Below are 25,057 nucleotides of genomic sequence, written 5' to 3' on the forward strand. Positions count from 1 at the left end.
GGTCTCTTTTACTTTGTGCATTAACTAGATTTGAATTCTATGACAGCAGTCTGTTCAGTACGTTAGGCACTCCGCACTTCACGTTCATTTATCAGGTGTACGATTTCTTCAACACTGTGTGGACGAGAGTAAAAATAACCTTGGATGTAGTGGCAGCCCATTTCAATTAACTTTTGTAGTGCTCTATCGTCTTCTACGCCTTCGGCAATCAAATCCACATCAAGCAGCTCTGCCAATTGCGCTATCAAAAACACTACTTGTTCAGAGGTTGTATTTGAGAGCATGTTCTGCACAAAGGTAGCATCGATTTTGATGCTATCAATCGGATAATTGTGTATATAGTTCAAGCTTGAGTATCCCGTACCAAAATCATCCAGTGCGACTTTAAAACCCAAGTATCGCAACGAGTTAAGTACCATCTGTTCACGGCCACTTTGTGAGAGTAAGACGGTCTCGGTGAGCTCTATAACAAAGTCTTTTGCTTCGTGCTGATACTTTTCAACCATGTTGGTTAAGTGATTAATATAACGGTTGGAATCAACCAGCTCATACGCTGAGCAATTGATGGAGAGTTTGACTTTATAGCCTAGGTTCGCTTCGAGTTCTTGCTTTGCGATACACGCGAGTTCAATAATCCGTTCACCTAACTCGATAATCAGGCCTGATTGTTCGGCAGCTTCAATGAACTCCGCTGGAGAGATATTTCCATAGATATTACTATTCCAACGAGTCAAAATTTCAAAGTAATTCCAGCGGTCGCTCGTGATATCAACGATCGGTTGAACCACTACATACAACTCATCGCTGTCTTGTATATCAGTACTTAGCTGGATTCGCATTGCCTCAATAAGCTGCGTCCTACGGTGGTATAACGCACTAAGGTGTGTGTCGTAATGCTGAATCCGTGTATCGCGGTGTTTTTTACAATCTTTGAGAGCGAGACTGGCATTCAAAATCAGCTCATCGCTGTTCAACATATGTACTGGGGCACGTGCAATACCAACGGTGAAAGAAATCCGGTTAGATTTGTCGCTGTAGCCGCTTTCAATTTTGTCGAGTACTTCCTGACACACGGCGACAGGATCTTCGTCGTACGTGATGAAGGCGAATTCATCTCCTGCAACACGGAACGCATTGTTTGGCGACGACAAGCTCTGTTGAATGGCGTTAGCTGTGAACTTAATGATTTGGTCGCCGATATAGTTTCCGTTGATATCATTGATCGATTTGAAATTATCGATATCAAGATACGCCAAACTGAATGGGCGAGTCGCCTGCTGCGTTAATGTCTCCAAGGTATCAGCTAAACAGCTACGGTTGAGCAGTCCAGTTAGGTTATCATGCGATACCTCATAGCTAAGCTGATTAAGAAGCTTATCTGAACGTTCACTGACCCACTTTTCACGTAAGCTATGAATAATGACATTGGCATAAAATCGGTGGAAGTCGAGGATATCTTGCGCTTCTTTCGCGTGGATGCTTCGGGTAAAGGTAGACAGTAAAATTCCCAGAACTTCGCCATTTTGTGTCTTCAATGGCAGGCCAATGTAAGCTTGAATGCCATCTTCTTGAAACATCTGATCTTCAGGAAAACGCTTGTATACCTGGTCTTGATAGAAAATATGTTCGCCAATGTCTTTCGCCACTTTTTCACAGGGGGTGCCTGAAAGGTGGTAGCTTAGGTTGTCTGTAATTTTTCCATTGCTGGCGAAGGAAATGGTATGAGCCGAATGCTGAAGATGCGCAACTTCTACAACGCAAGTGCAATGGCTCTGCAAGTGTTGATGAATATCTAGCGTGACTCGGTTTAGCTGAGCCGTGCCGTTTAGCTTCAATATCTCATCAATTTTGTGGAAACTGATTTGTACCTGACCCATTGAGCATTTCACCTAGCGTTGTTATTAACATATCGTGTAAGACACGACGAATTATTATTTGATATGCATCAAATAAACTATCGGTTACTAAGGCAGATTTTTCAAATTTTGTGAACGAACAAATCATTATTTTCATGTTTTTATGCTTGAACCTTTTAAAGCTATAGCGATAAAAACGCTAAGCTAGGCGCGCTTCTCCTCTTCTAATCGTGATTTGAGATAATCGAGGAATAGTTTAGTTCGGGTATGCTGATAATCCAGCTTTGGATAGTAGGCATATACAATGGCTTTATCCGCTGTGATATCGGGCAGGATAGGGACTAACGCGCCGGATTTGAGATCATCTTTGATCATGACGTTGTTCGTCATCAAAATACCCATGCCTCTTTTGGCACCATGAAACAGCGCTTCTGGGTTGGTCGTGGCAAAGTTACCGGACAAGCTGATACGCTTACCTCGATTTGTTTTGATTTCTCGTGAGGGCTTTTCACCCCAAATCAGGACATTATGCTCTGTCAGATCCTCAACGCATTGTGGTGTGCCATATTTCTTTAGGTAACTAGGTGCGGCGTAAAACTGGGCTTTATGTTCGAAAAGCGCAGTGGCTTTGAAACTTAGAGAGTTCAGTTGCTCTAATTCCCGGCTAATAAACAGGTCTAAGCTTAGCTCTGGCAATTGGCCTGGTAGCGTTGTTGTTAATTGAAGTGTGATGTCTGGATATTTCTCAAGAAAATCATCAAGATAATGAACTAGAAACTTGGAACCAACGGCCAGCGTTGCCCCAATTTTTAATAGCCCTGCTGGTGATTGGTTGACTGAGCGAGTCTCATCTAATACCGATTGCCATGAATCAAGCTGACTTTTTGCTCGTTGATAAAACAGAGCACCAGCTTCAGTTTGGCTAATTGAGCGGGTTGTACGTTTGAGTAGTTGAACGCCAATTTTATCTTCTAGCCATTGAACTCGCTTACTGATAGCTGAGCTGGTGGTATTGAGTTTCCGCGCTGCTGCATTAAAGCTACCTTCTTCGACCACACGAATATAACTCTTCACGCTTTGAATCCAGTCCATTGTATCTCCTTGGGAATTAATTCCTTTCCAACTTAGCTGATTATCATCTTTGAGTATCAAATATACACTGTTTGCCATCAATCTGTCACAAAGTAGGAGGAACGTTTGCGTAAAACACCATTGTTATTAGCGATGATGATCATTGCCACAGGCCAAGTTGGCGTTAGTATTTATCTTCCTTCTTTGCCATTGATTGGTCATGACTTGAATTTGCCGCAACATTCGATTCAGAATCTCGTCACGCTATTTCTCGTTGGCTTCGGTATCTCTCAGCTTTTTTACGGCCCATTGTCTGATGCGATTGGTCGTCGGCCGGTGTTTATTCTGGGGCAAAGTGTATATCTAGTTGGTACGGTTATTTGCATCGCGTTTTCGGACAACATTGTTGCCCTTGAAGCGGGACGGTTACTGCAAGGCCTAGGAGCGGGCAGCGCTTCGGTACTTGGTCGGTCAGTACTGCGTGATAGTTATGACGGTATGCAATTAACCAAAGCGCTATCTTATATTTCAGTCACTGCTTCAGTGATGCCAATTATTGCTCCGCTGTTTGGTGGCTGGATTGCTTTTCACCTGAGTTGGCATGCTGTCTTCGTGTTTGTGCTGATTTACTTAATGGCAATTTTTACACTTGGTTTATTGGTGCTGCCAGAAACGCTGCCTTATCCGAAGAGAAAATTTAAAGTAGGCGAAGTAAGCGCGAACTATTTGCGTCTGTTAACGAATACACAAGTGATTGGTAGTGCGAGCTACAACTGGCTTAGTTATTTATCGGCTCTGGTTACGCTCTCCTTGTATCCATTTTTAATGCAACAAGAGTTAGGATTAACGGCGGCAGATTACGGCTCTTTAATGATCATACCATCAGTTGGTTTGCTGACGGGTAGCTTAGTGCTGAATTTGATCAACGCTCGTTACAAAGCTCAGCAAATCTTGCTGATGAGTTTCGCGATTGTTGCTATTGCTGGCTTCATGTTGTTGGTTACACCCTTCAGTGTATTTTCATTACTAGTGGCATTCACGTGTTTAAGTTTTGCTCAAGGAATGTCATTCCCGGTATCGATCAGTTTGCTACTTTCACCACATAAGCAACAGGCAGGCGCGGTTTCTGCGCTATCTGGTTCTATTCAAATGTGTTTAGCAGGTTTGTTTGGTGGGTACTTAGTAGACTCATGGGTTACGAATCAGCGGCAGCTTGGGGTGTTTTATTTGTTTATTGCGTTACTTTCTTGCTTTGTTCTTGTACTAAGCCAATTTCGTAAAGTGCCAGAAGGGACGGTTCAAGCAGAAACTTCCATCTGAATATACTTGCAACCAGAAGGTCGGCTTTCTAAAATGCGCAGCTAAATTAAGTCTGGCTTGTTGTGTATACTGAATGACTTGGTTTGAAAGGAAGAGGGCGAACCTTGATACTTCTCTCAAGCTTGGAATACATTTCTGCCCAATGGCTATCCGATCTCTAATCGTTAGGTGAAAGAATGCAACAAAACGAATTTGAAACACTGGTAAAAGAAATTACTCAGCAAGAAAGCATGCCAAAGGCACTTGAAATCTTGAAGGCGTGTGAGGAAGAAGAAGTTGCACAAGCGGCGCAATCCCTAACGGGTCAGTTTGGCCTTGCAGAAGTTGATGGTGAGAAACGTATTTACCATATTACCACTCAAGAAGATGAGTCCGGAGAAGAGCAAGAATACGTAGAGCACGTCATGAATGAAGGCGACCACTTGATCAAGTTTGCTGCGTGGTTCTTTGAAACATTCTTTGAAATCAAACAGAAAGATACGTACGTCGCAGCGGGTAAAACATACCAACAACCTAAGCGATAGACGCTCATTTCAAGAAATCCACGAAAATCAAACTGAAAGTTAATTACAAAATAAATGTGACTGGAGTCTTGTTTTTATCTAATTGTGGTGTAAAATTACAACATAGTTAAGTCAATACATTCAGGAGAAGGTCATGGGTAACGAACTTGGTGGTGCTTATATTGGCCAGATGATTGCAAAAGACGCGATGCACAAAGCGCTTTACGGTAAAGCGAAGAAGAAAAAAGCTTCTGTTTTTGCACGTGTTATTAAAAAACTGGCGAAATAATTTAAAAAGCCCTGATTGAAAAATCAGGGCTTTTTGCTTTTCTCTGTTTTGTTGTTAGTAAGTAGCCAACATATTGCACAACATTGGCAAAACGCTACTCAAAGATTGATGACATTTAAATCTAGAATTACGCGGATTGGCTTGGTATCTCCACAACATTGTTAGGCACTTTATCTAGCCCCTTTGCTGATAACCACTTTTCTAAATCGTCAGCGCCTCCAATATATTTTCCATCTAACCAAATTTGCGGCACTGTTACCGGTGTTTTTTCGCCAATGATGGCTTTTACTTCAGGAATCATGCGGTATAAGGCGGCGCTGTCTTTAACTACATCATGGTACTCATACTGAACGCCAGCCTCGTCAAGTAATTGTTTGGCTTTGACACAGTAAGGGCAAGTTGCTTTACCATAAACAATGTTGCCTTTTAGCTCATCGCGTTTTACCCACTCAGCAATAACAGACTGTACAAGCACACCCCGATTCAATGCTTCTCCTTGGCTGATAACTTTCCCTTCGACAAGAAGAATGGGTGCATGCCAAGCACCAGTTTTTAATGGTTCCCACCAGTGCGATAACCAATCTTTTACTTCAAGTTCAACGGGCACATCGGCTAGTTCGTTTTCAAAAGTATCCTTTAAAATATCTTTGGTTAATGTACATTCACCACAAGGAATATTGACTTTGAATGGGCCCCAACTACCAGCCCAGCGATACAGTGTAATTTTGATTGGTTGACTCATATGGGTTCCTCATTTCCTTTCCTGAAAATATAGAACTTTTAAATTAGATTTTTCTTTCAACTAACTTTGTCTTTTTCGCTTCCCAATGCGTAATAAACGCAATAGATGCAATAATAATCGCAGCACCTAACCATAAACGACCAGGTGGCACCCAACCAAACACCAACCAACCAGCAACAACATTCAAAGGCAGTTTGGCGTGATCAAATGGTTGCACAAATGAGGCGTCTGCTACTGCATATGCTTTAACGATAGCCCATTGAGCGAGTGCTGTAAGTGCACCTGCGGCTAAAAGCACACCCCATATCGTCCACGTATCTGGCATAGTAAACGTCGGTATCGCTAACAAGATATTAAATGGTGTTATCAGCAGCAATAAATAGACAACCATGGTTGAAGGCGGATCGTTTACCGACATTTTTTTTACCATTAATGAATACGCTGCCCAGAAAAATGCGGCGCCAACAGGGAGTAGGGTCGCCCATGTAAATGAGTCTGCCCAAGGCTCAAGAATGATCATGGCACCAACAAACCCCGTCAGTGTCGCTAACCAGCGTGCAGTACCTACTTTCTCTTTGAGTAACAAGCCAGAACCAACTGTGGCAAATAACGGGGAGGTCATGAGAAGTGCAATACCTTGCCAAATTGGAACTGGGTAAGCGAGAGCCCATAACCAAAGTTGAATCCCGATAACAGAGAGAAAAATGCGGAATGCATGCCAGCCAAAGTGTTGGGTTCTTAAAGAACGTCTAATCCCAAGTGTACGTAGGTAGGGCAGAATAACAAATAAGGCGATTGCATATTGGAATAACGCAAATGTGGTGGAGGAGACACCATAGTTGATGCTAGCAATTTGGGCGAAGCTGTTCACTATGGCGAATGCCAAGCCAGCTGTTAGCATCCAGGACGCACCTTGAACAGGATGATGATTCAATTGAAAAATTCCAGTTTGATAGAGGTGGCGGGATCATACGTCCTATTGTTTTTCGCGCCAATAAAAAAATGCCTCCCAGAGGGAGGCGACATTACCAATTCAAAGGACGTGCCTGTTATAACAGGTACAAAGAACGAGAAGCACAAACGCTGCCATGCATTTGCATAAATAATATTGCAGAACACGTGCCAACTTTTATGTGTTTGATTTTAAATGGTTTTTTGGTTTTTCTATGTTGTCGATTAGGTGAAATGCACTAACTTAGTGATCAATCGCATTAAAAGAGGGCAGAAGTAGGCGTCGTTACGCTCGTTTTTCATTGCTGAGCGATGCTTGGATAGTGTGAAAACTTATCGAGTTGTGTTGGGTTAAATAAAAAATGGCCAGCAAAGGTGCTGGCCAAGTGGACTCGCTCTTAGGACAAGAGTGAATTAGAAATCGTAACGTACGCCTAGGCGCAGTGTATCTTCGCCTTCTGTTACTAGACCTGTTGTTGCATCTTTTGCTTCATCAAGTTGGTTGATGTAGTAAGACAGGTAAGTACGGAAGTTGCTGTTTAGTTTGTAGTAACCAACAAGCTCGATACCTTCAACGGTGTCGTACTTTGAACCGTTGTCTGGATCATTCTCTTGAGCTGTGTATAGAGCTGCAAGTGTCACTTTGCTTGCTACTTTGTAGCTTGCGACTAGCTCGTAAGCCGTAAAGTCTTCAGAGTCAGTCAGGGAACCTTGAGAATAAGTACCTGCTAGGTAAAGGTTGTCCATCGAGTAAGCGATACCACCTAGAATTTGATCTTCAGAGTTATCTTTATCTACATCGCCACCAGAGTATGCAAGACCAAAGTCGAGGCCCATTGGTAGTGAGTACATTCCAGAGATGCCGTATTTATCTTCGTTATCGCTAGAGTTTGCTTGGTAGGTTGCTTGAAGTTGTAGTGCATCAAACGCACCACGGTATGCGAAAACGCTGTCTTGCTTATCAGCAGACGAATCAATAACTTGCTGAACACCAGAGAATTCTGTGATATCCGTCATGTCAGAGATGATGACTGCAGCCATGTCTTGACGACCTACAGAGAAAGCACCGATATCAGAGTCGACGCCTGCATACATGTAGCGGTTTTTGAATTCACTCTTGCCCGTTTTTTGTTCGGCTTCGTAAACACCGAAAGCAGAAAGGCCGTTGCCGATGTCTGTTTTACCTTTTAGGTTAAGACGAGCACGGCTTTTATCTTCCATGGAACCTTCAACTTCAGCACCGTCTGAACCGATGAAGTCACCACGAAACTCAACGCGGCCGCCAACTTTTAATTCAGTACCGTCGTTTTTGTATACAGTTGCTGCGAATGATGGTGCTGATACCAATGCTGTAAGAATTGCAGTAGTTAGTGCTGCCTTTTTCATTTTCTTATTACCCTAGTTGTAATCGATGGGCTTTCTTGCCCGATGTGTTGATGACGCTAAGGTAAAGGCTGAAAATGAAAGATAGATTTCTGTTAAGTTATGATTTGATTGCACTTTTATTGCTGGAAAGAATAAGTTCCCCTTCTCATACCACTTATAAAAAGAAAGGTTTATCTTTTTTGAGGTTTTTTCCTCTCCGTTAAAGACTGTGTTTTTTTCAAAAAGTTCCTGAATTGCTTCTTGACCCTAAATGTAAGTAAACATTTCAATTTGGCAGGGAAGTTTGGCCTAAAAATAGCGAATCATCAGCTATTTGTGAGCTAACTCTCTCTAAAGCATTTCTTATTGTAAGGTTTTTATTTCTCGATTTCTTGAAGACTAAGTAAACGATTGCTTTTTAGGTTTTGTCTGAGATCTTTTCACTCGGTTGTCAGGAACTAATCAAATAAAGTGTCGGCAGTTGTTACACAAAGGTAAAACTAATCTGGTGGAAACGATGCCTCGGATAGCCTTTGTATTCCTCTCTTTGTTCATCATTTCGTTTTTACGAAAGTGAACCAAAGCCGGGTCTAAAACTGACTAACCAACTAATAAGTAATGGATTTAGAAATGAATAAAAAATTATTAGCAGCGGCAATCGCGGCAGCAACCTTCGGTACTCAAGCAGTTGCAGTGGAACTATATAATAACGATGGCACAACATTTTCGATGGGCGGCCACGTTTCTGTTAATTTAAATGGATCAGAGCAAGGTGACACGGATGTGGGTACTAACTCTCCTCGTATCAATATCTCTGCGACACAGGATTTGGGTAATGGCTTCACCGCAGACGCACGTGGTGAATGGGCGCTAAACTACTTAGACGGTGGTGAAGAGTCGTTTAAAACTCGTCTAGGTTACTTAGGTATAACGCATGAGGTTTATGGTCGTGCAGTAGGTGGTACGCAATGGTCACCTTACTACGATGTCGCAGGTATTGCAGATATGCCAATCGCGTTTGCCAACGACTTCATCTATGACGATCATGGAAACCTTGGCACTGGCCGTGCGGATAAAATGCTTTCTTACCGTAATGCCATCGAGCTGGGTGAAGCGGGTGTGATCAACTTTGGTCTTGGTTGGCAGGGTGCAAACGATGATTACACGCGCAACGATGCTGGAGTTATAACTGGCGGTGCTAAATACGATGACCGTGTGCAAGCTGCGCTTTCCTACTCAATCATGGGCGCTAAAATCGGTTACTCTTACAATGGCGGCGATTTCCAGCACCCTGCATATGCAGGTAAGCACACGGCGGAATCACACGTTGTATCAGCATCTTACGGTGCGTACGGCCAAGGCCTATTCCTTGCTGCGGTTTATGGTTCAAACGAAAACATGAACTTCAGTGCAAAAGGCGACCGTTTAGAAGAAAGTGATGCGTACGAGACGATCATCGCATACGCTCTAGCAAACAGCCTAAACTTGAGTGTTAACTATGAGATGGTGGAAGGTAAAGAGTTTAAGAGCTCTAAAACAGAAACTGCTCGTGAAGAAATGGCACTACAAGCAGAATACAACTTCACGCCTAAATTTGTTGGTTACGCGGGTTACCAGTTTGACCTAAATGACGACAATGGTCGTGAAACTGATGACAAATGGGCGTTAGGTGCTCGTTACTACCTATAATAGGATTTAGCGAGAACTATTATTCAGCTCATTGATCTAAAGCCAGCCTCGTGCTGGCTTTTTTGTCTATTTGTTTTACAAATACTTTGCTGTTTCAATTAGATGATACAAAACTCAAAACGGGGTGAATGTCTTATTTTTTACACTAGAGGTTGCTATTTAGTGTCGTTAAGTCAATAGGTTAGATTATGATGGGATTTTTGTTTTGCAGGGAAGAATGATGAGTGTTATTCAAGTTGAAGAAAAGAAAGTAGAAGTGGGTAAAGTGCTTTGTGTTGGACGAAATTACGTTGAACATATTCATGAGCTTAATAATGCAATGCCTGAGCAAATGGTGGTATTTAATAAACCCGCAACTTCCGTATCAACAACTCTGCGTTCATTCCATCAAGAGCCCCTTCATTATGAGGCTGAAATCTGCTTTTTGATCAAGGATGGACGTTATTCAGCGGTTGGTTTGGGATTGGATCTGACCAAGCGTGGTTTGCAATCCTCGCTTAAAAATCAGGGGTTGCCGTGGGAGCGTGCTAAGGCATTTGATGGCTCTGCTGTGTTTAGTCGGTTTGTCTCTTTGGATAACATTGATATCAACGATCTTAACCTTGAGCTCTTAATTAACTGTATTCGTGTACAAAAAGGTCACGTTAACCAAATGCTCTACCCGCCGCTAACTATCCTGGATGAATTAACCAGTTACACAACACTTCAAGATGGCGATGTAGTGATGACTGGTACACCAAAGGGCGTTGGTGAGGTACATGAAGGTGACATCTTCCTTGGTCGATTAAAGTGTGGCGATGTCACCTTGTTGGAGATTGAGTGGTTGGCGGATTAAAGCCAAATTCGTAGAACGAGAAATACCACCATACTGATAACCGTCGTTAAAAGAACATTTTTAGTAAAATACGCGATTAGAGCAGCCAGTACGGCAGCCAGTAAAAATGGGTTTTGCACATTGACGCTGAGCTCCCCATCGGGAATGAAAACGATAGGTGCCCAGATCGCAGTCAGTACTGCTGGGCTAGCGTAATTGAGTACTTTTTGAGTGCGCGTCCCTAATCGCAATGGTAGCTTGGGTTCTAAAAACAAGTAGCGGCTGGTGAAAACAAGTACCGTCATCAGTAAAATAGCCAACATGATCATTAGCGTTTCTCCTTTACTTGTTCCACAAAGTAACCAGTAAGCATGGCTAAAATGCTCGAAATCATCAAACTTCCCTCAATTTGATAATAGGTTAGGGCAACCGAGCTCACCAAAGCCACAAGAACACTCGCGAGCACCGCTGCATTTTTAATAGTCGGAACTACAATTGCGATAAAAGTTGCGGCCACAGCAAATTCCAAACCCATTTCGTTCAGTTCAGGGATTAGACTTCCCGCAATAATGCCCGTCAATGTCGCGACATTCCAAAACAGGTAAAAACTCAGACCAGCCCCAAGTGCATACCAGCGATTAAATTGTTTATCGGAATGGTGGCCTACAATCGCAAACAGCTCGTCAGTAAGTAAGAAGCCGAGTGATAATCGCCATTTTAGAGGGAGCGGTGCAATTTTACTGCGCATCGATACACTGTAGAGGAAGTGTCGAGAGGTGATAAAAAACGTTGTCAGTAACATGGTCACTAGACCTGCTCCCGTTTTAATCATTCCCATCGCGACGAGCTGTGCAGAACCTGCGAACAAAATGGCGGATAGTGCTTGTCCTTCCAAAGGGTGAAGCCCAGTATCAATTGCGAATGAGCCTGCGAGTAAGCCCCAAGGGAGCACTGCGATACTCAGAGGCATCATCGCAAGTGTACCTTGCCAAAATAGCGTGGCTTTTGATTCTTTTTGTAACGGCAAAGTGTGGTCCATAGTTTCTTCTTATTTATTCCTAAATCAGATTACCAAGATAGCTCGGTAGTCGCATAACGCCTTGTACAATATTGCTGCTTTAGCTGTGACGGACGTATTGGCCGGGAGTGACGCCCATGGCTTTTTTAAAGTGTCGATGCAGATGGCTCTGATCATGGAAGCCACATTCTTGTGCCACGTCTGAAATTTTTTGTCCCATTTTTAATAGCTTCTTCGCCATACGTAAACGTTGCTGAATTTGATAGGCATGAGGCGGAAAGCCAAATTGCTTTTGAAACTCTCTCAGCAGATGAAAAGGGCTTAATCCAGACAGTTTCGCGAGTTCTTCTAGTGAGACGTCCGTTTGTGGAAAGTCTTCCAAAAATTCTCTGACTAGCTGCACTTGTCGTTGAGCTCTGGTTGATTCTTTCAGTGGTGCCCGATGAGTGCTGTGTTTACTGGCTAGCTTGATCAACGTGCCGTAAACCAAAGTTTCTCTCAATAAACGGTTGTCTGATTCTTCTAGTGTTTCAAATACCAATCGTAACTGACTAGCCAGCTCAGGATCGTAAACCACAGGTTGAGGGAAATAGGGCAGAGCTACATTTGGTGAACCAAGCTCTTGTCCTAAAGTTTGAAACTGCTGAGGTACGGGGTACATTGCTTTGTATTCCCAGCCGCCTTCCGAGGCTGAATGCCCGTTGTGTACTTCATCTGCATTAACAAGGATGATGCTGTCCTGTGGCGCGATATGATTCCCGCCCGTCCTAAAAAATTGTTGTGCCCCTTTTTCGATGACACCAATAGTGTAACCTTCGTGGCTATGGCGTGAAAAATTCTGCTTCTCATACTTTGCATCGAGAAGTTCTAAACCGCCGAGCTCTTGAGCTATCTTGAAGGTAGCGATTTCCTTATTCTTTTCTTTCATCTTTATCCGGTCTGCTCAAGAAAATCATTTTAGAAGTGTAACGGATCCATCGTGCTTATTTTTGTACAAAATTGCTATTCGATTTTGATAAACAGGCGAATTGATTGCTATTTTTCAGCTGGGCAAACTATGATTTTTATTTTTTGATTTATCTTGGCTATTTTGGGCTGGATGATGTTATTTTGTTGGTATAACATTCGCCGCCTTGTTGTAGAAAAGCGGTTCCATCATGATTGATTTATCTGTACTTCCTGTTTATCTCACCGCAGTAGTGGCTTTGTTGCTGTTACCAGGGCCCGATATGTTGCTGATAGCGAGTTCTAGTATGAGTTACGGTAAGAAGGTCGGTCTTTTTGCTAGCTTAGGCAATGCGACGTCTGGTGTTATTCTTACTTTGCTTGCTGCGATGGGCGTATCTACCCTGATTGCCATGAGCCCAATAGCCCTTAAAGTCCTTCATCTACTAGGTGGCGCTTACTTGTTAAAAATGGGTTGGGACTGCTTACGAGCTGAGGCATCTTCGGCTCCAGAGCTTGATGGTCAAAACAAAATAGCATCAACTTATTATCAACGTGCTTTGATGAGTAATTTGCTTAACCCTAAAGCCTTGGTCTTTTTTGTGATGTTTTTGCCGCAGTTTGTCTCAAGCAATATCACGGCATCTTCCGGTGAGCAGATGCTAGCGCTAGGGTTATTGTTGAACGTTCTTGGCTTGTCATTCAATTTATTACTTGTTGGGTTAGCAGGCACATTGGGCAAAGGGCTGCTCGAGAACGAAAAATTCCGCACGTATCAGCATAAACTAATGGGGTTAGTGTTTGTTATTCTGGCGTTGTGGATGCTGAGTAGTTTCGCCTTGTAAAGTTATCATATTCCATCAGAAAGCCAGCAATTGCTGGCTTTTTGTTTTAGGATATTGGTGTTTCCTAAGGAGAGGATATATGAAGCTTGAATTTTGTTTAAATCCAGATCAAACAGACCTTGATTTTGTTCGTGAAGGTATTCGATCTTATAACCGACTGCATTTACCTGAAGGGGAAGTGCATGCTGTAGGCTGTTTCGCAAAAGATGAGAATGGCAAGATCATGAGTGGCTTGACTGGCGAAATGTTTAAAAATACGGTGTTTGTTGAGTTTTTGTGGGTAGACGCTGAAAGTCGAACCTCTGGTCTCGGTAGCCAATTAATGTCGATGCTAGAACAAAAAGTAAAGCCTCATGGGGTTACCCATGTTTATTTGGATACCTACAGCTTTCAAGCTCTTGAGTTCTATCTAAAATTGGGTTTTGAGAAAGTGGGGCAGTACTCAGGCTATCCTGCAGAGGGCATCCACAAGTACTTTCTACAAAAGGAAATTGTAGGCTAGGGAAAGCACGGGTTAGCTTGACTTGTTCTAGTGAAAATCAAAAAAGAGGCGCGAATTTGCGCCTCTTGTTGTATCAAATATCTATGTTTCTCTTTGACTTACAAACTTTGCTGGTGCGCGTCGATAAGTTCGTTCATCTTCGCTTCTGCTGCTTGCTGTGCTTGTTCATAGCTCATATCCGCAGGGAAGAGGTTGATGACTTCGTAGTAACATTTTAGTTTTGGCTCAGTACCAGAAGGACGAACAATCACGCGTGATTGATCTTCTAGGTGATAAATCAATACGTCACTTGCTGGTAAGTCAATGGATTCTTCAGAGCCGTCGTCAAACATGCGAACCGATGTTTTAAGATCTTCGGTTACTGCAACTTTTTTACCAGCAATCTCTGTTGGTGGATTGGCTCGGAGTTTGTCGCCGATTGGTGGAGAGTTCGGGTCGAGAGCGATGCTGCGTTGTGCGTTGAAGTAGAAGCCGTGCTCGCGGTACAGCTCTTCCAGTTTATCCCACAGTGTTTTGCCTTGCGCTTTAAGCTTGCCTGTTAGCTGTGAAAACGCGACGATTGCAGATAAACCATCTTTATCCCACACCTTGTTACCCACGGTATAACCGAGCGCTTCCTCATAAGCAAACAAGAATGGGTTGGTTTCTGTCTCTTGTTCCATGGCAACGTTAGTAAGCCATTTAAAGCCAGTTAATGTTTGATAGTATTGTGCGCCATGTGCCTTAGCGATGCTGCTCAGCATTCTTGAGGATACGATGGTGTTGCCAACCAAAGCGTTAGGTTGCTGTTCCAGCAAGTAATCGCCAAACAGTGAACCCACTTGGTCGCCGGTTAACATCTGATACTCGCCATCTGGGCGTTTAACTGCCACGGCAAAACGGTCTGCATCTGGATCGTTCGCGCAAGCGATATCGGCATCTACGGACTTACCTAATGCCATCACCATGTCCATTGCACCGGCTTCTTCAGGGTTTGGGAAGTTGACGGTTGGGAAGCTTCCATCAGGTTCGCGCTGTTCCTTAACACTTGCCACTTTTTGGAAGCCTGCGTCGGCAAGTAGCGTTTCCGCCATATTCGCGCCAACGCCATGCATCGCAGTGTAAGCGATAGAAATATCGGTGTTGTTGTCAGGAGTAAGCAGCGCGTTTTCATTCATTGTCTTACGGTAAGTTTGGTAGTAGTCGTCTTCCAACCAAACTAACAAACCGTGCTGTTTTGCATCATCGAGAGACATTAAAGGTAATGGCTTCGTTGTTGCGTCATCAATTTTCGCTGCGATTCCAGAGTCGTGTGGAGGAATAATCTGTGCGCCATTTTCCCAATATACTTTGAAGCCATTGTATTCTGGTGGATTGTGGCTGGCAGTAACAACAACAGCGGCCGCAGCATTCAATGTACGGACACCAAACGCAACAATTGGGGTTGCTGCAACGTCATACGTTAGGTAAACCTTGATACCAAGGGCCGTCAGTACGGATGCGGTATCATGCGCGAATTGTTTTGAATCGGGACGACCGTCGTAGCCAATAACGACACCACGACTCGCGGCATCTTTGACTTGCTCAAGCAAATAGTTCCCTAAACCAGTGGCGGTCTCTTGAATCACCAAGCGGTTCATTCGGTTTGGACCTGCGCCCACTTTGCCACGTAAGCCTGCAGTACCAAAGGCAAGGCGTGAGCCAAAGCGATCAGTAAGTTCTTGTTCATTGTTCGTATCGACGAGGTGTTGTAGCTCTTCACGAGTCTTAGGATCAGGGTCTCGTTCTAGCCATTGCGTAATTAGTGCTGTCATATCAGTCATTCCTTAGTAGGGGGAGCCTACTTTCTTGGACACTTCGTTTGGTAAGTATCTCAATGTTTTCTTTTAAATCAATGTAAATGGTTCTCAATTACATTTCAAAGAGGGCAATCGATAAACCGAATTAATTTTTCTTATCCGAACAAAATTTAATCATATTTAATTTCTTGAAGAACCTTGGAACTATAACTAGCCTTTTAACATAAATATAACAAACCGTGTCGAAATCGTAGTTTTTGTGATTTTTCGTAAAGTTGTTCGATATTTGCATCGGGACGCAAGGAAGCTCGCGTAGGCGTAGCGGCTGAGCAGAGGAGAGATCTTTTGAAAAGATTAACGACTACTCTAGCCTTATCACTGAATGTGATTTTAATCACATTTTCCTCTTTTGGTTGGTCAAAGGAAAATGACTACAACATGACAAAAGGGGTCACAGAGATAAGTGGGCAAGTGTATGAATTACATATGCTGATTTTCTATATCTGCTGTGTAATTGCTTTGATTGTTTTTGGTGTGATGTTCTATTCCATCTTCCGTCATCGCAAGTCAAAAGGAGCAGTTGCCGCACATTTCCATGAAAGTACAAAAGTGGAAATTATTTGGACGGTCATACCCATCATCATTCTTGTCGCTATGGCGATTCCCGCAACGAAAACTTTAGTCGCAATGGAAGACACAAGCCAATCGGATATCACGGTCAAGATCACAGGCTCGCAATGGAAATGGCATTACAGCTATTTTGGCGAAGATGTTGAGTTTTTTAGTTTGCTTGCCACCAGCCAAAAACAAATTGATGGAATCGAAGCTAAAGGCGCACATTACTTACTGGAAGTAGACAACCCTTTGGTGTTGCCTGTGAATCGCAAAGTGCGTTTTTTGATGACTTCTGATGATGTCATTCACTCTTGGTGGGTACCGGACTTTGCCGTCAAGAAAGACACCATTCCAGGTTTTATTAATGAAGCATGGACAAGAATTGATGAGCCAGGCGTATATCGCGGCCAATGTGCGGAGCTATGTGGTCGTGCACACGGATTTATGCCAGTGGTGGTGCATGCGATGGAAGAAGAAAAGTTCGATGAATGGCTAGCGAGTAAGAAGGAAGAACTCGCACTTCAAAAAGCGGCGGCACAAGAAGCGCTCTCTCAAGACCTATCTATGGACGAATTGATGTCGCAAGGCGAATCGATATACACGGCGCGTTGCGCTGTGTGTCATCAGGCAAATGGTGAGGGGATTCCGGGTGCATTTCCCGCGATTAAAGGCAGTCCTATTGCAACCGGAGACGTTACAGAGCACATAGATATTATTGTCAACGGTCGCCCGGGCACCGCAATGCAGGCTTTTTCTAATCAGTTAAGTGACAAAGAAATTGGCGCGGTTATCACATATCAACGAAATGCATGGGGCAACGATACTGGCGATACAGTGCAAGCATCCGATGTGAATGCCTTTAAGGCACAAGACAGTGCTAAGGAGGAAATATGAGTAAGCCAATAGATAAGGCAGTGAAGTCTGCGCCAGCAGAAGCCAGTGCGAACAGTACCATTGCGATTGATGATGGTCACGAGCATCATGCACCTCAGGGCATCACTCGTTGGTTGTATTCCACAAGCCATAAAGACATAGGCACCCTCTACCTTTGGTTTAGTTTTGCAATGTTTCTAACAGGAGGTGCGATGGCTATGATCATTCGTGCCGAACTGTTCCAGCCAGGGCTACAGCTAGTCGATCCGCAGTTTTTTAATCAAATGACCACGGTACACGGTTTAGTGATGGTATTTGGTGCGGTGATGCCAGCATTTACTGGTCTTGCTAACTGGATGATTCCGATGATGATCGGCGCTCCAGATATGGCGCTGCCGCGCATGAACAACTTGAGCTTTTGGATCTTACCTTTTGCATTTCTTATTTTGTTGAGCTCGTTGTTTTTACCTGGCGGCGGTCCTGATTTTGGTTGGACGTTTTATGCTCCGCTGTCCACGACTTATGGCCCGGATAGCACTGCGCTGTTTGTATTCTCTGTTCATATCATGGGTATCAGCTCCATTATGGGCGCGATCAACGTTATCGTGACGATCGTAAATATGCGAGCTCCGGGAATGACTTGGTTCAAGTTACCAATGTTTGTTTGGACTTGGCTAATCACCGCTTTCTTGTTGATCGCGGTTATGCCGGTACTAGCGGGTGCGGTGACCATGGTTCTTACTGACAAATATTTCGGGACTAGCTTCTTTGACGCAGCTGGTGGTGGTGACCCGGTAATGTTCCAACACATCTTTTGGTTCTTTGGTCACCCAGAAGTGTACATCATGATTTTACCGTCGTTTGGAATCATCTCCGCTATTCTGCCTGCTTTCAGTGGTAAGAAGCTGTTTGGTTATCATTCGATGGTTTACGCGACGTGCAGCATTGCATTGTTATCTTTCCTTGTGTGGGCGCACCACATGTTTACCACGGGGATGCCAGTTTTTGCTGAGCTCTTCTTTATGTATTGCACTATGCTGATTGCGGTACCAACGGGGGTTAAAGTCTTTAACTGGGTTGCCACCATGTGGCGTGGAGCTCTGACATTTGAAACGCCAATGTTGTTTGCCATTGCCTTTATTGTGCTTTTTACTATTGGCGGCTTCTCGGGACTGATGTTGGCGATTGTGCCGGCGGATTTCCAATATCATGACACTTACTTCGTGGTTGCCCATTTCCATTATGTGTTGGTATCTGGTGCGGTATTCTCGATCATGGCAGCAGCATACTACTGGCTACCTAAGTGGACGGGCAATATGTACGACCACAAGCTGAGTTTATGGCATTTCTGGTGCTCAATTATTTCCGTCAATGTCCTGTTTTTCCCAATGCACTTCCTAGGCTTAGCAGGCATGCCAAGGCGCATACCGGATTACGCCATTCAGTTTGCTGATGTTAATCAAATAGTATCAATTGGTGGGTTTGCATTTGGGTTGTCACAACTGATCTTCTTATGGTTGGTGATCAAGTGTATTCGTGGCGGGGAGAAGGCTTCTGCAAAACCGTGGGAACGTGCGGAAGGCTTAGAGTGGACAGTGCCAAGCCCTGCGCCGCATCATACGTTTACTACACCGCCTAAGATTGACTAGCAAAGAGTGGGGTGAGTGACATGAAACCGAATCCATCAAACAAGAAGCTCACCGTGAAGTTGCTTTTGGCGACCCTGTTAATGTTTGGCTTCGGCTATGCACTGGTCCCACTTTATGACGTGATGTGCGACGCACTGGGAATCAATGGAAAGACAAGTGAAGTAGCCGCCATTCAACCGACAGGTATGCAACCGGACATGAGCAGAACTGTTCGCGTGGAGTTTATGGCGCATGTCAGCCCAGATATGCCTTGGGAGTTTAGACCCAAAGTGATTTCGATGGATGTTCACCCAGGTGAAGTCGTACAAACCGAATACCTTGCATTTAATGAAAGCGGGCAGAAGTTGGTGGGGCAAGCCGTTCCTTCTGTTTCTCCCGGGACTGGAGCTGCTTACTTCAATAAGATTGAGTGTTTTTGTTTTAACCAGCAGCCTCTGGATGGTAAACAGCAAGCTCAAATGCCGTTGATTTTTTATATCGAACCGGACTTGCCGGAGTCTATACACACGTTAACGCTGTCTTACACACTCTATAAACTTCCCCCTCCTACAGGCTCTTAGCCACTCAGGGAGAGAGATACAGACCAAGGTTGGTCAGTAAGGAGAGAAATTATGAGTAACAAGCCAGGAACATATTATGTTCCCGCTCAAAGTAGCTGGCCGATCATCGGTGCATTTGCTCTGTTTTTGGTTGCTGTTGGCGCGGGCATGACCGTCCAGGGGACACAAAGTGACGGTGCAGTGGGAACCATTGGTGGCATTGTGCTAGCGGTGGGCTTCTTGTTCTTGCTTTACATGTTGGCTGGTTGGTTTAGTAATGTGATTACTGAATCACTGAGTGGAAAATACAGCTCGCAAATTACTCGTTCTTTTCGCCAAGGAATGAGCTGGTTTATCTTTTCTGAAGTGATGTTTTTTGGTGCCTTTTTTGGTGCCTTGTTTTACGCCAGAATGATTTCTGTGCCTTGGTTAGGTGGGGCAGATAATAACTTCATGACCAACGAAGTCCTGTGGCCAACCTTCGAAGCGATGTGGCCACTCACACTGACACCGGGGGGAGAAACAACACAAGCTATGCCGTGGCAGGGCATACCCCTTACCAATACTATCTTGCTGCTATTGTCGTCTATTACGCTACATATGGCGCATATAAGCCTTGAACAAGACAAAAGAACGGCACTGATTGTTTGGTTAGAGATAACCATCGTACTTGCTGGCTTTTTCCTATATTACCAAGCGGTTGAGTATGTTCATGCTTATCAAGACATAGGGCTCACGTTGCAGTCCGGTATTTACGGTAACACGTTCTTCATGTTGACGGGGTTCCACGGTTTACACGTTTGTCTTGGGACTATCTTCTTGATCGTGCTGCTGTTCAGAATCGCTAAAGATCACTTTTCGCCAAAGAACCATTTTGCCTTTCAAGCCGGCAGCTGGTATTGGCATTTCGTGGATGTGGTTTGGTTATGTCTGTTTGTGTTTGTTTACGTACTTTAGGCGCAGTGTGAACTCTTGGTTCGACTAATAAGGGCGAGGGTTTGGTGCTAGCCAACCCGAGCTGAGCGCAATAAGCAAAAGGACGACCACCAAAGCGGAGAACATGACTCGACGGCCTAAGTAATGACTCATGGGTTTGTCTCTTTTTTCAGGATTATCTGGGTCTTCACGAACCATTTCGATAAGCGCTTTTGCGAGGTTGAAGATAATGAAAAGCAGCAAAAGGACAAGCGTCAGTTTGAATAGAAATACGGTGGACATGGCACCTCCGGTTTCATCATTGTTGTTATCAAGACAATTATGGCTATCGAAACGGTTTTGGGTTGCAGTTGGTTTAACTGTGGTTGTGTTTTCTCTTTTGGTCAAACTGGGTTTTTGGCAGTTTGAGAGAGGGCAAGAAAAACAAGCATTGGAACAAGCCATTCTCGCGCGTGCGGATAGTGCGTACCAAGCACTAAGCGTCGTTCTTGAAGACAACGACTGGCGAGAGGAAAGTATCCTCGGGAAAAAAGTGGAAGTTAATGTTGTTCCTCAGGCGTTTCCCGTAATTTTGTTAGACAACCAAACGCATCAAGGCAGTGTGGGATATTTAGCATTTCAGATTGTATTGACGAGCGATGAGCCTAGTACCTATGCGTTATTGGAGCTTGGTTTTGTCGAGGGAAGAGCAGATCGCTCAATGTTACCAACGGTCACCAAACTCGATAATTCGATTTTCATCACAGGACGCCTGTACCGAAAATCTACTAATCCACTGAGCTCAGAGTTAATGCCGGAAGTTGGCGATGTTATTCGCGTGCAAAACCTAAACATCGCGCAATTGAATCAGCTACTGAATATTGAACTTATGCCCGCAGTCTTGCAGCCAGACAATTTAACTCGTTGGCCCTATGACTTTCCTTGGAATCCATTACCACTCAATAGTGCCAAACATTTTGGCTATTCGATTCAATGGTTTTCGATGGCAGGTGTTTTCTTAATACTGACTTTAATTGTTTTTGTTCGTTGGCAAAAAAAGTTGCGTCACATGGAGGTGAAGCATGACATCTAAAGTAACCAAAGGACGACTAATGTTGATTGCGCTGGTTTGTACGTTCGCGCTTCCCGCTGTCATTGCAAAAGTCATTCTCACACAAGGGTGGTATCAAAGCGGAGTGACCAATAGAGGCGAGTTAGTCGAACCATACACGACGTTAGAGCAGCTTGGTCAAGAGTCACCTCTCAAAGACCATGGTTGGCAACTCGCTTATGTATTGCCTAACGAATGCACTGAACAGTGTAAACAGCAGCTTTACCTGCTTCAGCAAAGTCATGTTGCTTTAGGTAAGTATCAAGAGCGAGTAGTGCCAGTCGTTTGGCAGACTGAGCATTCAGATCCCATGGAAGTATCGATGTTAGCGATGCAAATGAATGAATTGGTTACCGCAAAAGTGAAACCTGGGCAAATGTTGATCGTTGATCCTCTTGGGCAACTGGTGATGTCTTACTCGCCAAAACCAAATGAGGACTTAGTCCTATTGAATAAAGGTATGTTGGCGGACTTACGCAAGCTCTTAAAACTGTCACGAGTCGGTTAGAGGAAGTGCATATGAAATTAATTCAGTTGGTTAGATTCAGTTTGCTGCTAACTCTCGTGGTGATCATGTTAGGGGCATATACTCGCCTTTCAGATGCAGGGTTAGGTTGCCCGGATTGGCCTGGTTGTTATGGGCACTTTTCTGTGCCGCATCAAGAAGAAGACGTCATACGTGCTAACCTGAACTTCCCCGAGCGGGCAGTAGAGCATGAGAAAGCATGGCTTGAGATGATTCATCGCTATTTTGCGGGAACGTTAGGTTTAGTCATTTTTGCGATGGCAGCGATATCAATAAGGTCTGAGCGTGTAAATTCAACCATTCCGATGTTGCTAAGCGTATTGGTGATTGGGCAGGCACTTTTGGGAATGTGGACAGTTACTCTTAAATTAATGCCCGTCATCGTGATGCTTCACTTGCTCGGTGGTTTTGTTTTATTGGCGTTACAGGCGATTTTTTACTGCCAATTAAAAGCGCAAAACAATCTCTATTTCTCTCCATCTTCTAGCTCTCTGAGAGGCTTTTCATTGTTGGTTTTTCTGGTCGTTTTGGTGCAAGTGCTCCTTGGAGGGTGGACTTCGTCAAATTATGCTGCGCTGATGTGTACCACACTGCCGATTTGTGAGGGAGACTGGATGAGCCATCTCTCATGGAAAGAAGCGTTTTCTTTCTGGCAAACTGGATTCGAGAATTATGAATTTGGTGTTTTGGAGTATCCGGCAAGAATGACTATACACGTCACTCATCGTATAGGCGCTATTGTTACCGCCACCGTGGTATTGGCTTATAGTATTGGGCTTATGAGGCAAGATTCTCATCATTCACAGAGAATCGGAGGGTGGTTGTTATTCACTCTGGTGTGCCAAATTATGCTGGGTGTAAGCAACGTAGTATTTCAACTTCCTATCTATGTCGCGGTGGCGCACAACCTTGGTGCCGCTGTTATGTTGAGTCTCGTTTGTGTTAGCCAGTTTTACTTGTGGCAGGGTAAAACGGCTTGGAATTACACCGCGAAAGGAGTTCGCTATGAGTAAAGAAATCGCGCTGTCGTTAAATGGGCGAAAGCGACTAAGTTCCGTTTATTTGAAGTTAACGAAACCTAAAGTGGTGGCGTTAATGTTGGTGACGGCAGTAGTAGGGATGAGCTTAGCCCCGGTTGATGATTTCCCCTGGTTGCAGGCGGTAGTTGGCCTAACGGGGATTGGTCTGATGGCCGGGTCTGCGGCAGCGTTTAATCATCTAATTGACCGCCGAATTGATGCGAGAATGGCACGCACACACAAACGACCATTGCCATCGGGTGAGACTAAGCCATCATCGGTGATAGCCTTCGCTACAGTTTTAGGTGTCTTAGGGTTTGTACTTCTATATGCGATGGTCAACCCGCTGACGGCATGGTTGACTTTGATGAGTTTGCTCGGCTATGCGATGGTATACACAATGTACCTCAAACGTGCTACGCCCCAAAATATCGTCATTGCAGGGATTGCCGGTGCGATGCCGCCTCTTCTCGGTTGGACTGCTGTAACAGGGCAATTACATGCGAATGCTTGGCTGCTCGTGATGATCATTTTTATCTGGACGCCACCACATTTTTGGGCTCTCGCTATTCATCGTGTCGAGGATTACCGCAAGGTAGATATTCCCATGCTGCCAGTGACACACGGCATTGAGTACACCAAAACTTCTATTCTGTTGTATACGGTGCTATTGACTTTGGTTTGTGTTCTACCGGTTTTGGTTGGCATGGTCGGCGTGGTGTATCTTTTTGCCTCGCTACTACTCAATGTTGGCTTTATGTACCATGCATGGAAGCTAAAATATGCACCAGAGCCAAATACCGCGATGGAGACGTTTAAATTCTCTATCTATCATCTTTTGGCGTTGTTCATTGCATTGCTTTCGGATCACTATATTGGTTTTTAACCTCTCTTAAAACAGAAAACGCCGCGTGGTTCGCGGCGTTTTTGGTTTTGATACTTTGGCTTTAAGACAAAGCTTTCTAGATTTATTGAATTTCTAGCAGTTCAACATCAAAGATCAAAACACTTGCTGGTGGAATTGGGCCAGAGCCACTCTTACCATAGCCAAGCGTGCTTGGTACGAAAAGGCGGATTTTCTCACCTTCTACCATGTATTGTAGACCTTCTTGCCAGCCTTTAATGACTTGGTTAAGACCAAATGAAATCGGCTCACCACGATTAACAGAGCTATCGAATACCGTTCCATCAATCAAGGTGCCGTGGTAGTGTACTTTTACTTTACTTGTTGCAGTTGGGTGAACCTCACCTTCGCCTTTTTCAAGAACCATGTATTGAAGGCCACTTTCTGTTGTGATAACGCCTTCTTTTTTCGCATTTTCTAGTAAGAATGCTTGGCCTTTGGCAAAGTTTTCATCCGCTACTTTATGGTTTGTCCAAGTACGGTAAATGAAAAAGCCCGCCAAAATAAAAATAATAAGAGGAAACAAAAATTTAGACACGTAATCTCCTTGTCTATTTAGGTTGTTTTAGCAAAAAGTTGATGGTTTCTGCCATGGCTTCAACGCTGTCATGACCACCAGTAATCACTTGATATTTTCCGTTTACGATAAAGGCTGGAACGGAGTTAATTTGGCCGCGAGTCGTGATCGCTTCTGCCTTAGTGATGTACTCAAACAGCGTTTTTTGCTGTGCTTCATCTAAATGGTAAGGGCTGATAAGGTTGCGAGACTCAAAGGCTTTCTCTACGGCGATTTGGCGTTCCTCAGCCGTTGCATCGGCACCCATTTGCACAGCAGTAAAAAGATCCGCCATAAACGCTTTATCTGGTGTTGATTCAAGCTGCATTACGGCAGTATAGAAGATGATGGCGCTCACTTGTGCACTTTCATTGAACGTTACATGCATTTTTTCAACGCTTTGATCGGTCAATGATTCAATTTGAGGGACAAACTCTTCCATTGAGCGGCAGTGGCCACAAGTTAAAGAGAATGCTTCAGTCAGGGGAGCTAAATCATATTCTTCAAGGGATACTGGCAAAACTTCGTATTGTTTGCCTTGCTGAGGCTGACTCTTGCCGCTATCGCATGCCGACAAAGCCATTACGGCAACAACAACAGCAAAGCCTTTCGATATGGTTTTTAACATAGTAGTGCTCTAAATGAGAAATTTGCGTTAGTTT

Annotated in this window: 27 protein-coding genes; 15 read left to right on the forward strand and 12 right to left on the reverse strand. The window is 44.1% G+C overall.

All coding sequences use genetic code 11. The features are described 5' to 3' along the window. Nucleotides 1-62: 62 nt before the first annotated feature. Both R7Z41_RS16610 and R7Z41_RS16615 read right to left on the reverse strand, forming a co-directional pair. Nucleotides 63-1,877, reverse strand: a complete 1,815-nt coding sequence (locus R7Z41_RS16610) for a putative bifunctional diguanylate cyclase/phosphodiesterase (RefSeq protein WP_318136381.1) — start codon at nucleotides 1,875-1,877, stop codon at nucleotides 63-65. Nucleotides 1,878-2,060: 183 nt separating this feature from the next. After that, nucleotides 2,061-2,948, reverse strand: a complete 888-nt coding sequence (locus R7Z41_RS16615; protein ID WP_170890030.1) for a LysR family transcriptional regulator — start codon at nucleotides 2,946-2,948, stop codon at nucleotides 2,061-2,063. A 105-nt stretch (nucleotides 2,949-3,053) separates the two neighbouring features. Between R7Z41_RS16615 and R7Z41_RS16620 the strand changes: the two genes are divergently transcribed. The 3 genes from R7Z41_RS16620 to R7Z41_RS16630 all read left to right on the forward strand — a co-directional run bounded on the left by R7Z41_RS16620 (nucleotide 3,054) and on the right by R7Z41_RS16630 (nucleotide 5,039). Continuing rightward, on the forward strand, nucleotides 3,054-4,247 hold the full coding sequence (locus R7Z41_RS16620; RefSeq protein ID WP_206970803.1) for a multidrug effflux MFS transporter: 1,194 nt from the start codon (nucleotides 3,054-3,056) through the stop codon (nucleotides 4,245-4,247). Between the two features lie 176 nt (nucleotides 4,248-4,423). Then, entirely contained in the window at nucleotides 4,424-4,771 is a 348-nt protein-coding gene (locus R7Z41_RS16625; RefSeq protein WP_005375501.1) for a hypothetical protein, read from the forward strand. 133 nt (nucleotides 4,772-4,904) lie between these two features. Next, nucleotides 4,905-5,039, forward strand: coding sequence for a hypothetical protein (locus R7Z41_RS16630; RefSeq protein ID WP_017635854.1), 135 nt, complete (start codon nucleotides 4,905-4,907; stop codon nucleotides 5,037-5,039). A 127-nt stretch (nucleotides 5,040-5,166) separates the two neighbouring features. On the opposite strand, the gene R7Z41_RS16635 is transcribed toward R7Z41_RS16630, so the two are convergent. From R7Z41_RS16635 to R7Z41_RS16645, 3 genes are all read right to left on the reverse strand, one after another. Then, a complete protein-coding gene (locus tag R7Z41_RS16635) occupies nucleotides 5,167-5,781 on the reverse strand; it encodes a glutaredoxin domain-containing protein (protein WP_025768469.1) in 615 nt (204 codons plus the stop codon). A 43-nt stretch (nucleotides 5,782-5,824) separates the two neighbouring features. Beyond that, nucleotides 5,825-6,682, reverse strand: a complete 858-nt coding sequence (locus R7Z41_RS16640; RefSeq protein WP_213896794.1) for a DMT family transporter — start codon at nucleotides 6,680-6,682, stop codon at nucleotides 5,825-5,827. A gap of 464 nt (nucleotides 6,683-7,146) precedes the next feature. Continuing rightward, a complete protein-coding gene (locus R7Z41_RS16645; protein WP_206970804.1) occupies nucleotides 7,147-8,118 on the reverse strand; it encodes a porin in 972 nt (323 codons plus the stop codon). A 609-nt stretch (nucleotides 8,119-8,727) separates the two neighbouring features. Here R7Z41_RS16645 and R7Z41_RS16650 point away from each other — a divergent pair. Further along, entirely contained in the window at nucleotides 8,728-9,786 is a 1,059-nt protein-coding gene (locus R7Z41_RS16650; RefSeq protein WP_206970805.1) for a porin, read from the forward strand. A gap of 220 nt (nucleotides 9,787-10,006) precedes the next feature. Beyond that, nucleotides 10,007-10,621, forward strand: a complete 615-nt coding sequence (locus R7Z41_RS16655) for a fumarylacetoacetate hydrolase family protein (RefSeq protein ID WP_206970806.1) — start codon at nucleotides 10,007-10,009, stop codon at nucleotides 10,619-10,621. Here R7Z41_RS16655 and R7Z41_RS16660 read toward each other — a convergent pair. The 3 genes from R7Z41_RS16660 to R7Z41_RS16670 form a co-directional block, all read right to left on the reverse strand. Then, complete coding sequence (locus R7Z41_RS16660; protein ID WP_005385193.1) at nucleotides 10,618-10,929, reverse strand: AzlD domain-containing protein; 312 nt, start codon at nucleotides 10,927-10,929, stop codon at nucleotides 10,618-10,620. The two genes, R7Z41_RS16655 and R7Z41_RS16660, sit on opposite strands and share 4 nt — an antisense overlap. Next, nucleotides 10,929-11,639 (reverse strand): AzlC family ABC transporter permease, encoded by a 711-nt coding sequence (locus R7Z41_RS16665; RefSeq protein WP_054578691.1) that lies wholly within the window; start codon nucleotides 11,637-11,639, stop codon nucleotides 10,929-10,931. Before R7Z41_RS16665 ends, R7Z41_RS16660 begins: the two co-directional genes overlap by 1 nt. A 79-nt stretch (nucleotides 11,640-11,718) precedes the next feature. After that, nucleotides 11,719-12,546: an AraC family transcriptional regulator gene (locus R7Z41_RS16670; RefSeq protein ID WP_206970807.1), complete on the reverse strand. Its 828-nt coding sequence runs from the start codon at nucleotides 12,544-12,546 to the stop codon at nucleotides 11,719-11,721. 229 nt (nucleotides 12,547-12,775) lie between these two features. Here R7Z41_RS16670 and R7Z41_RS16675 point away from each other — a divergent pair, with 229 nt between their 5' ends. Together R7Z41_RS16675 and R7Z41_RS16680 are read left to right on the forward strand one after the other, a co-directional pair. After that, a complete protein-coding gene (locus R7Z41_RS16675) occupies nucleotides 12,776-13,408 on the forward strand; it encodes a LysE family translocator (RefSeq protein WP_017635859.1) in 633 nt (210 codons plus the stop codon). A gap of 79 nt (nucleotides 13,409-13,487) precedes the next feature. Then, on the forward strand, nucleotides 13,488-13,910 hold the full coding sequence (locus tag R7Z41_RS16680; protein ID WP_206970808.1) for a GNAT family N-acetyltransferase: 423 nt from the start codon (nucleotides 13,488-13,490) through the stop codon (nucleotides 13,908-13,910). 98 nt (nucleotides 13,911-14,008) lie between these two features. On the opposite strand, the gene R7Z41_RS16685 is transcribed toward R7Z41_RS16680, so the two are convergent. Beyond that, the gene (locus tag R7Z41_RS16685; protein WP_025768465.1) at nucleotides 14,009-15,703 is read right to left on the reverse strand and encodes a phospho-sugar mutase; all 1,695 of its coding nucleotides are present in this window, start codon (nucleotides 15,701-15,703) and stop codon (nucleotides 14,009-14,011) included. Between the two features lie 330 nt (nucleotides 15,704-16,033). Between R7Z41_RS16685 and coxB the strand changes: the two genes are divergently transcribed. From coxB to R7Z41_RS16705, 4 genes are read left to right on the forward strand one after another with little or no spacing between them, the layout of a single operon-like run. Further along, the gene (gene coxB, locus R7Z41_RS16690; RefSeq protein ID WP_053350487.1) at nucleotides 16,034-17,197 is read left to right on the forward strand and encodes a cytochrome c oxidase subunit II; all 1,164 of its coding nucleotides are present in this window, start codon (nucleotides 16,034-16,036) and stop codon (nucleotides 17,195-17,197) included. Further along, nucleotides 17,194-18,825, forward strand: coding sequence for a cytochrome c oxidase subunit I (ctaD, locus tag R7Z41_RS16695; protein ID WP_005375510.1), 1,632 nt, complete (start codon nucleotides 17,194-17,196; stop codon nucleotides 18,823-18,825). Before coxB ends, ctaD begins: the two co-directional genes overlap by 4 nt. Nucleotides 18,826-18,845: 20 nt before the next feature. After that, nucleotides 18,846-19,385 (forward strand): cytochrome c oxidase assembly protein, encoded by a 540-nt coding sequence (locus R7Z41_RS16700; RefSeq protein ID WP_005385211.1) that lies wholly within the window; start codon nucleotides 18,846-18,848, stop codon nucleotides 19,383-19,385. Between the two features lie 51 nt (nucleotides 19,386-19,436). After that, nucleotides 19,437-20,321, forward strand: a complete 885-nt coding sequence (locus R7Z41_RS16705) for a cytochrome c oxidase subunit 3 (RefSeq protein WP_005385214.1) — start codon at nucleotides 19,437-19,439, stop codon at nucleotides 20,319-20,321. Nucleotides 20,322-20,345: 24 nt separating this feature from the next. Here the strand turns inward: R7Z41_RS16705 and R7Z41_RS16710 are convergent, their stop codons facing one another. Then, nucleotides 20,346-20,582 carry a DUF2909 domain-containing protein gene (locus R7Z41_RS16710; RefSeq protein ID WP_005375504.1) on the reverse strand — a complete coding sequence of 79 codons (237 nt, stop codon included), beginning with the start codon at nucleotides 20,580-20,582 and terminating at the stop codon, nucleotides 20,346-20,348. Here R7Z41_RS16710 and R7Z41_RS16715 point away from each other — a divergent pair. Genes R7Z41_RS16715 through cyoE form a run of 4 tightly spaced genes read left to right on the forward strand, consistent with a single transcriptional unit; the run spans nucleotide 20,581 to nucleotide 23,821 of the window. Beyond that, nucleotides 20,581-21,372 (forward strand): SURF1 family protein, encoded by a 792-nt coding sequence (locus R7Z41_RS16715; RefSeq protein ID WP_031777208.1) that lies wholly within the window; start codon nucleotides 20,581-20,583, stop codon nucleotides 21,370-21,372. The genes R7Z41_RS16710 and R7Z41_RS16715 overlap by 2 nt on opposite strands. Further along, on the forward strand, nucleotides 21,362-21,898 hold the full coding sequence (locus R7Z41_RS16720; protein ID WP_017635864.1) for a hypothetical protein: 537 nt from the start codon (nucleotides 21,362-21,364) through the stop codon (nucleotides 21,896-21,898). The genes R7Z41_RS16715 and R7Z41_RS16720 overlap by 11 nt, the downstream gene beginning before the upstream one ends. Nucleotides 21,899-21,909: 11 nt before the next feature. Further along, nucleotides 21,910-22,929 (forward strand): COX15/CtaA family protein, encoded by a 1,020-nt coding sequence (locus tag R7Z41_RS16725; RefSeq protein WP_033906821.1) that lies wholly within the window; start codon nucleotides 21,910-21,912, stop codon nucleotides 22,927-22,929. Then, nucleotides 22,922-23,821, forward strand: coding sequence for a heme o synthase (gene cyoE / locus R7Z41_RS16730; protein WP_005375639.1), 900 nt, complete (start codon nucleotides 22,922-22,924; stop codon nucleotides 23,819-23,821). Before R7Z41_RS16725 ends, cyoE begins: the two co-directional genes overlap by 8 nt. A gap of 82 nt (nucleotides 23,822-23,903) precedes the next feature. On the opposite strand, the gene R7Z41_RS16735 is transcribed toward cyoE, so the two are convergent. Further along, entirely contained in the window at nucleotides 23,904-24,377 is a 474-nt protein-coding gene (locus R7Z41_RS16735; RefSeq protein ID WP_005375638.1) for an FKBP-type peptidyl-prolyl cis-trans isomerase, read from the reverse strand. A 13-nt stretch (nucleotides 24,378-24,390) separates the two neighbouring features. Continuing rightward, nucleotides 24,391-25,023: a thiol:disulfide interchange protein DsbA/DsbL gene (locus R7Z41_RS16740; RefSeq protein ID WP_005375635.1), complete on the reverse strand. Its 633-nt coding sequence runs from the start codon at nucleotides 25,021-25,023 to the stop codon at nucleotides 24,391-24,393. Between the last annotated feature and the right edge of the window lie 34 nt (nucleotides 25,024-25,057).

Origin of the sequence: Vibrio sp. 1457, assembly GCF_033340195.1 — a bacterium.
In the GTDB taxonomy this organism is placed as follows: Bacteria; Pseudomonadota; Gammaproteobacteria; order Enterobacterales; family Vibrionaceae; genus Vibrio; species Vibrio alginolyticus.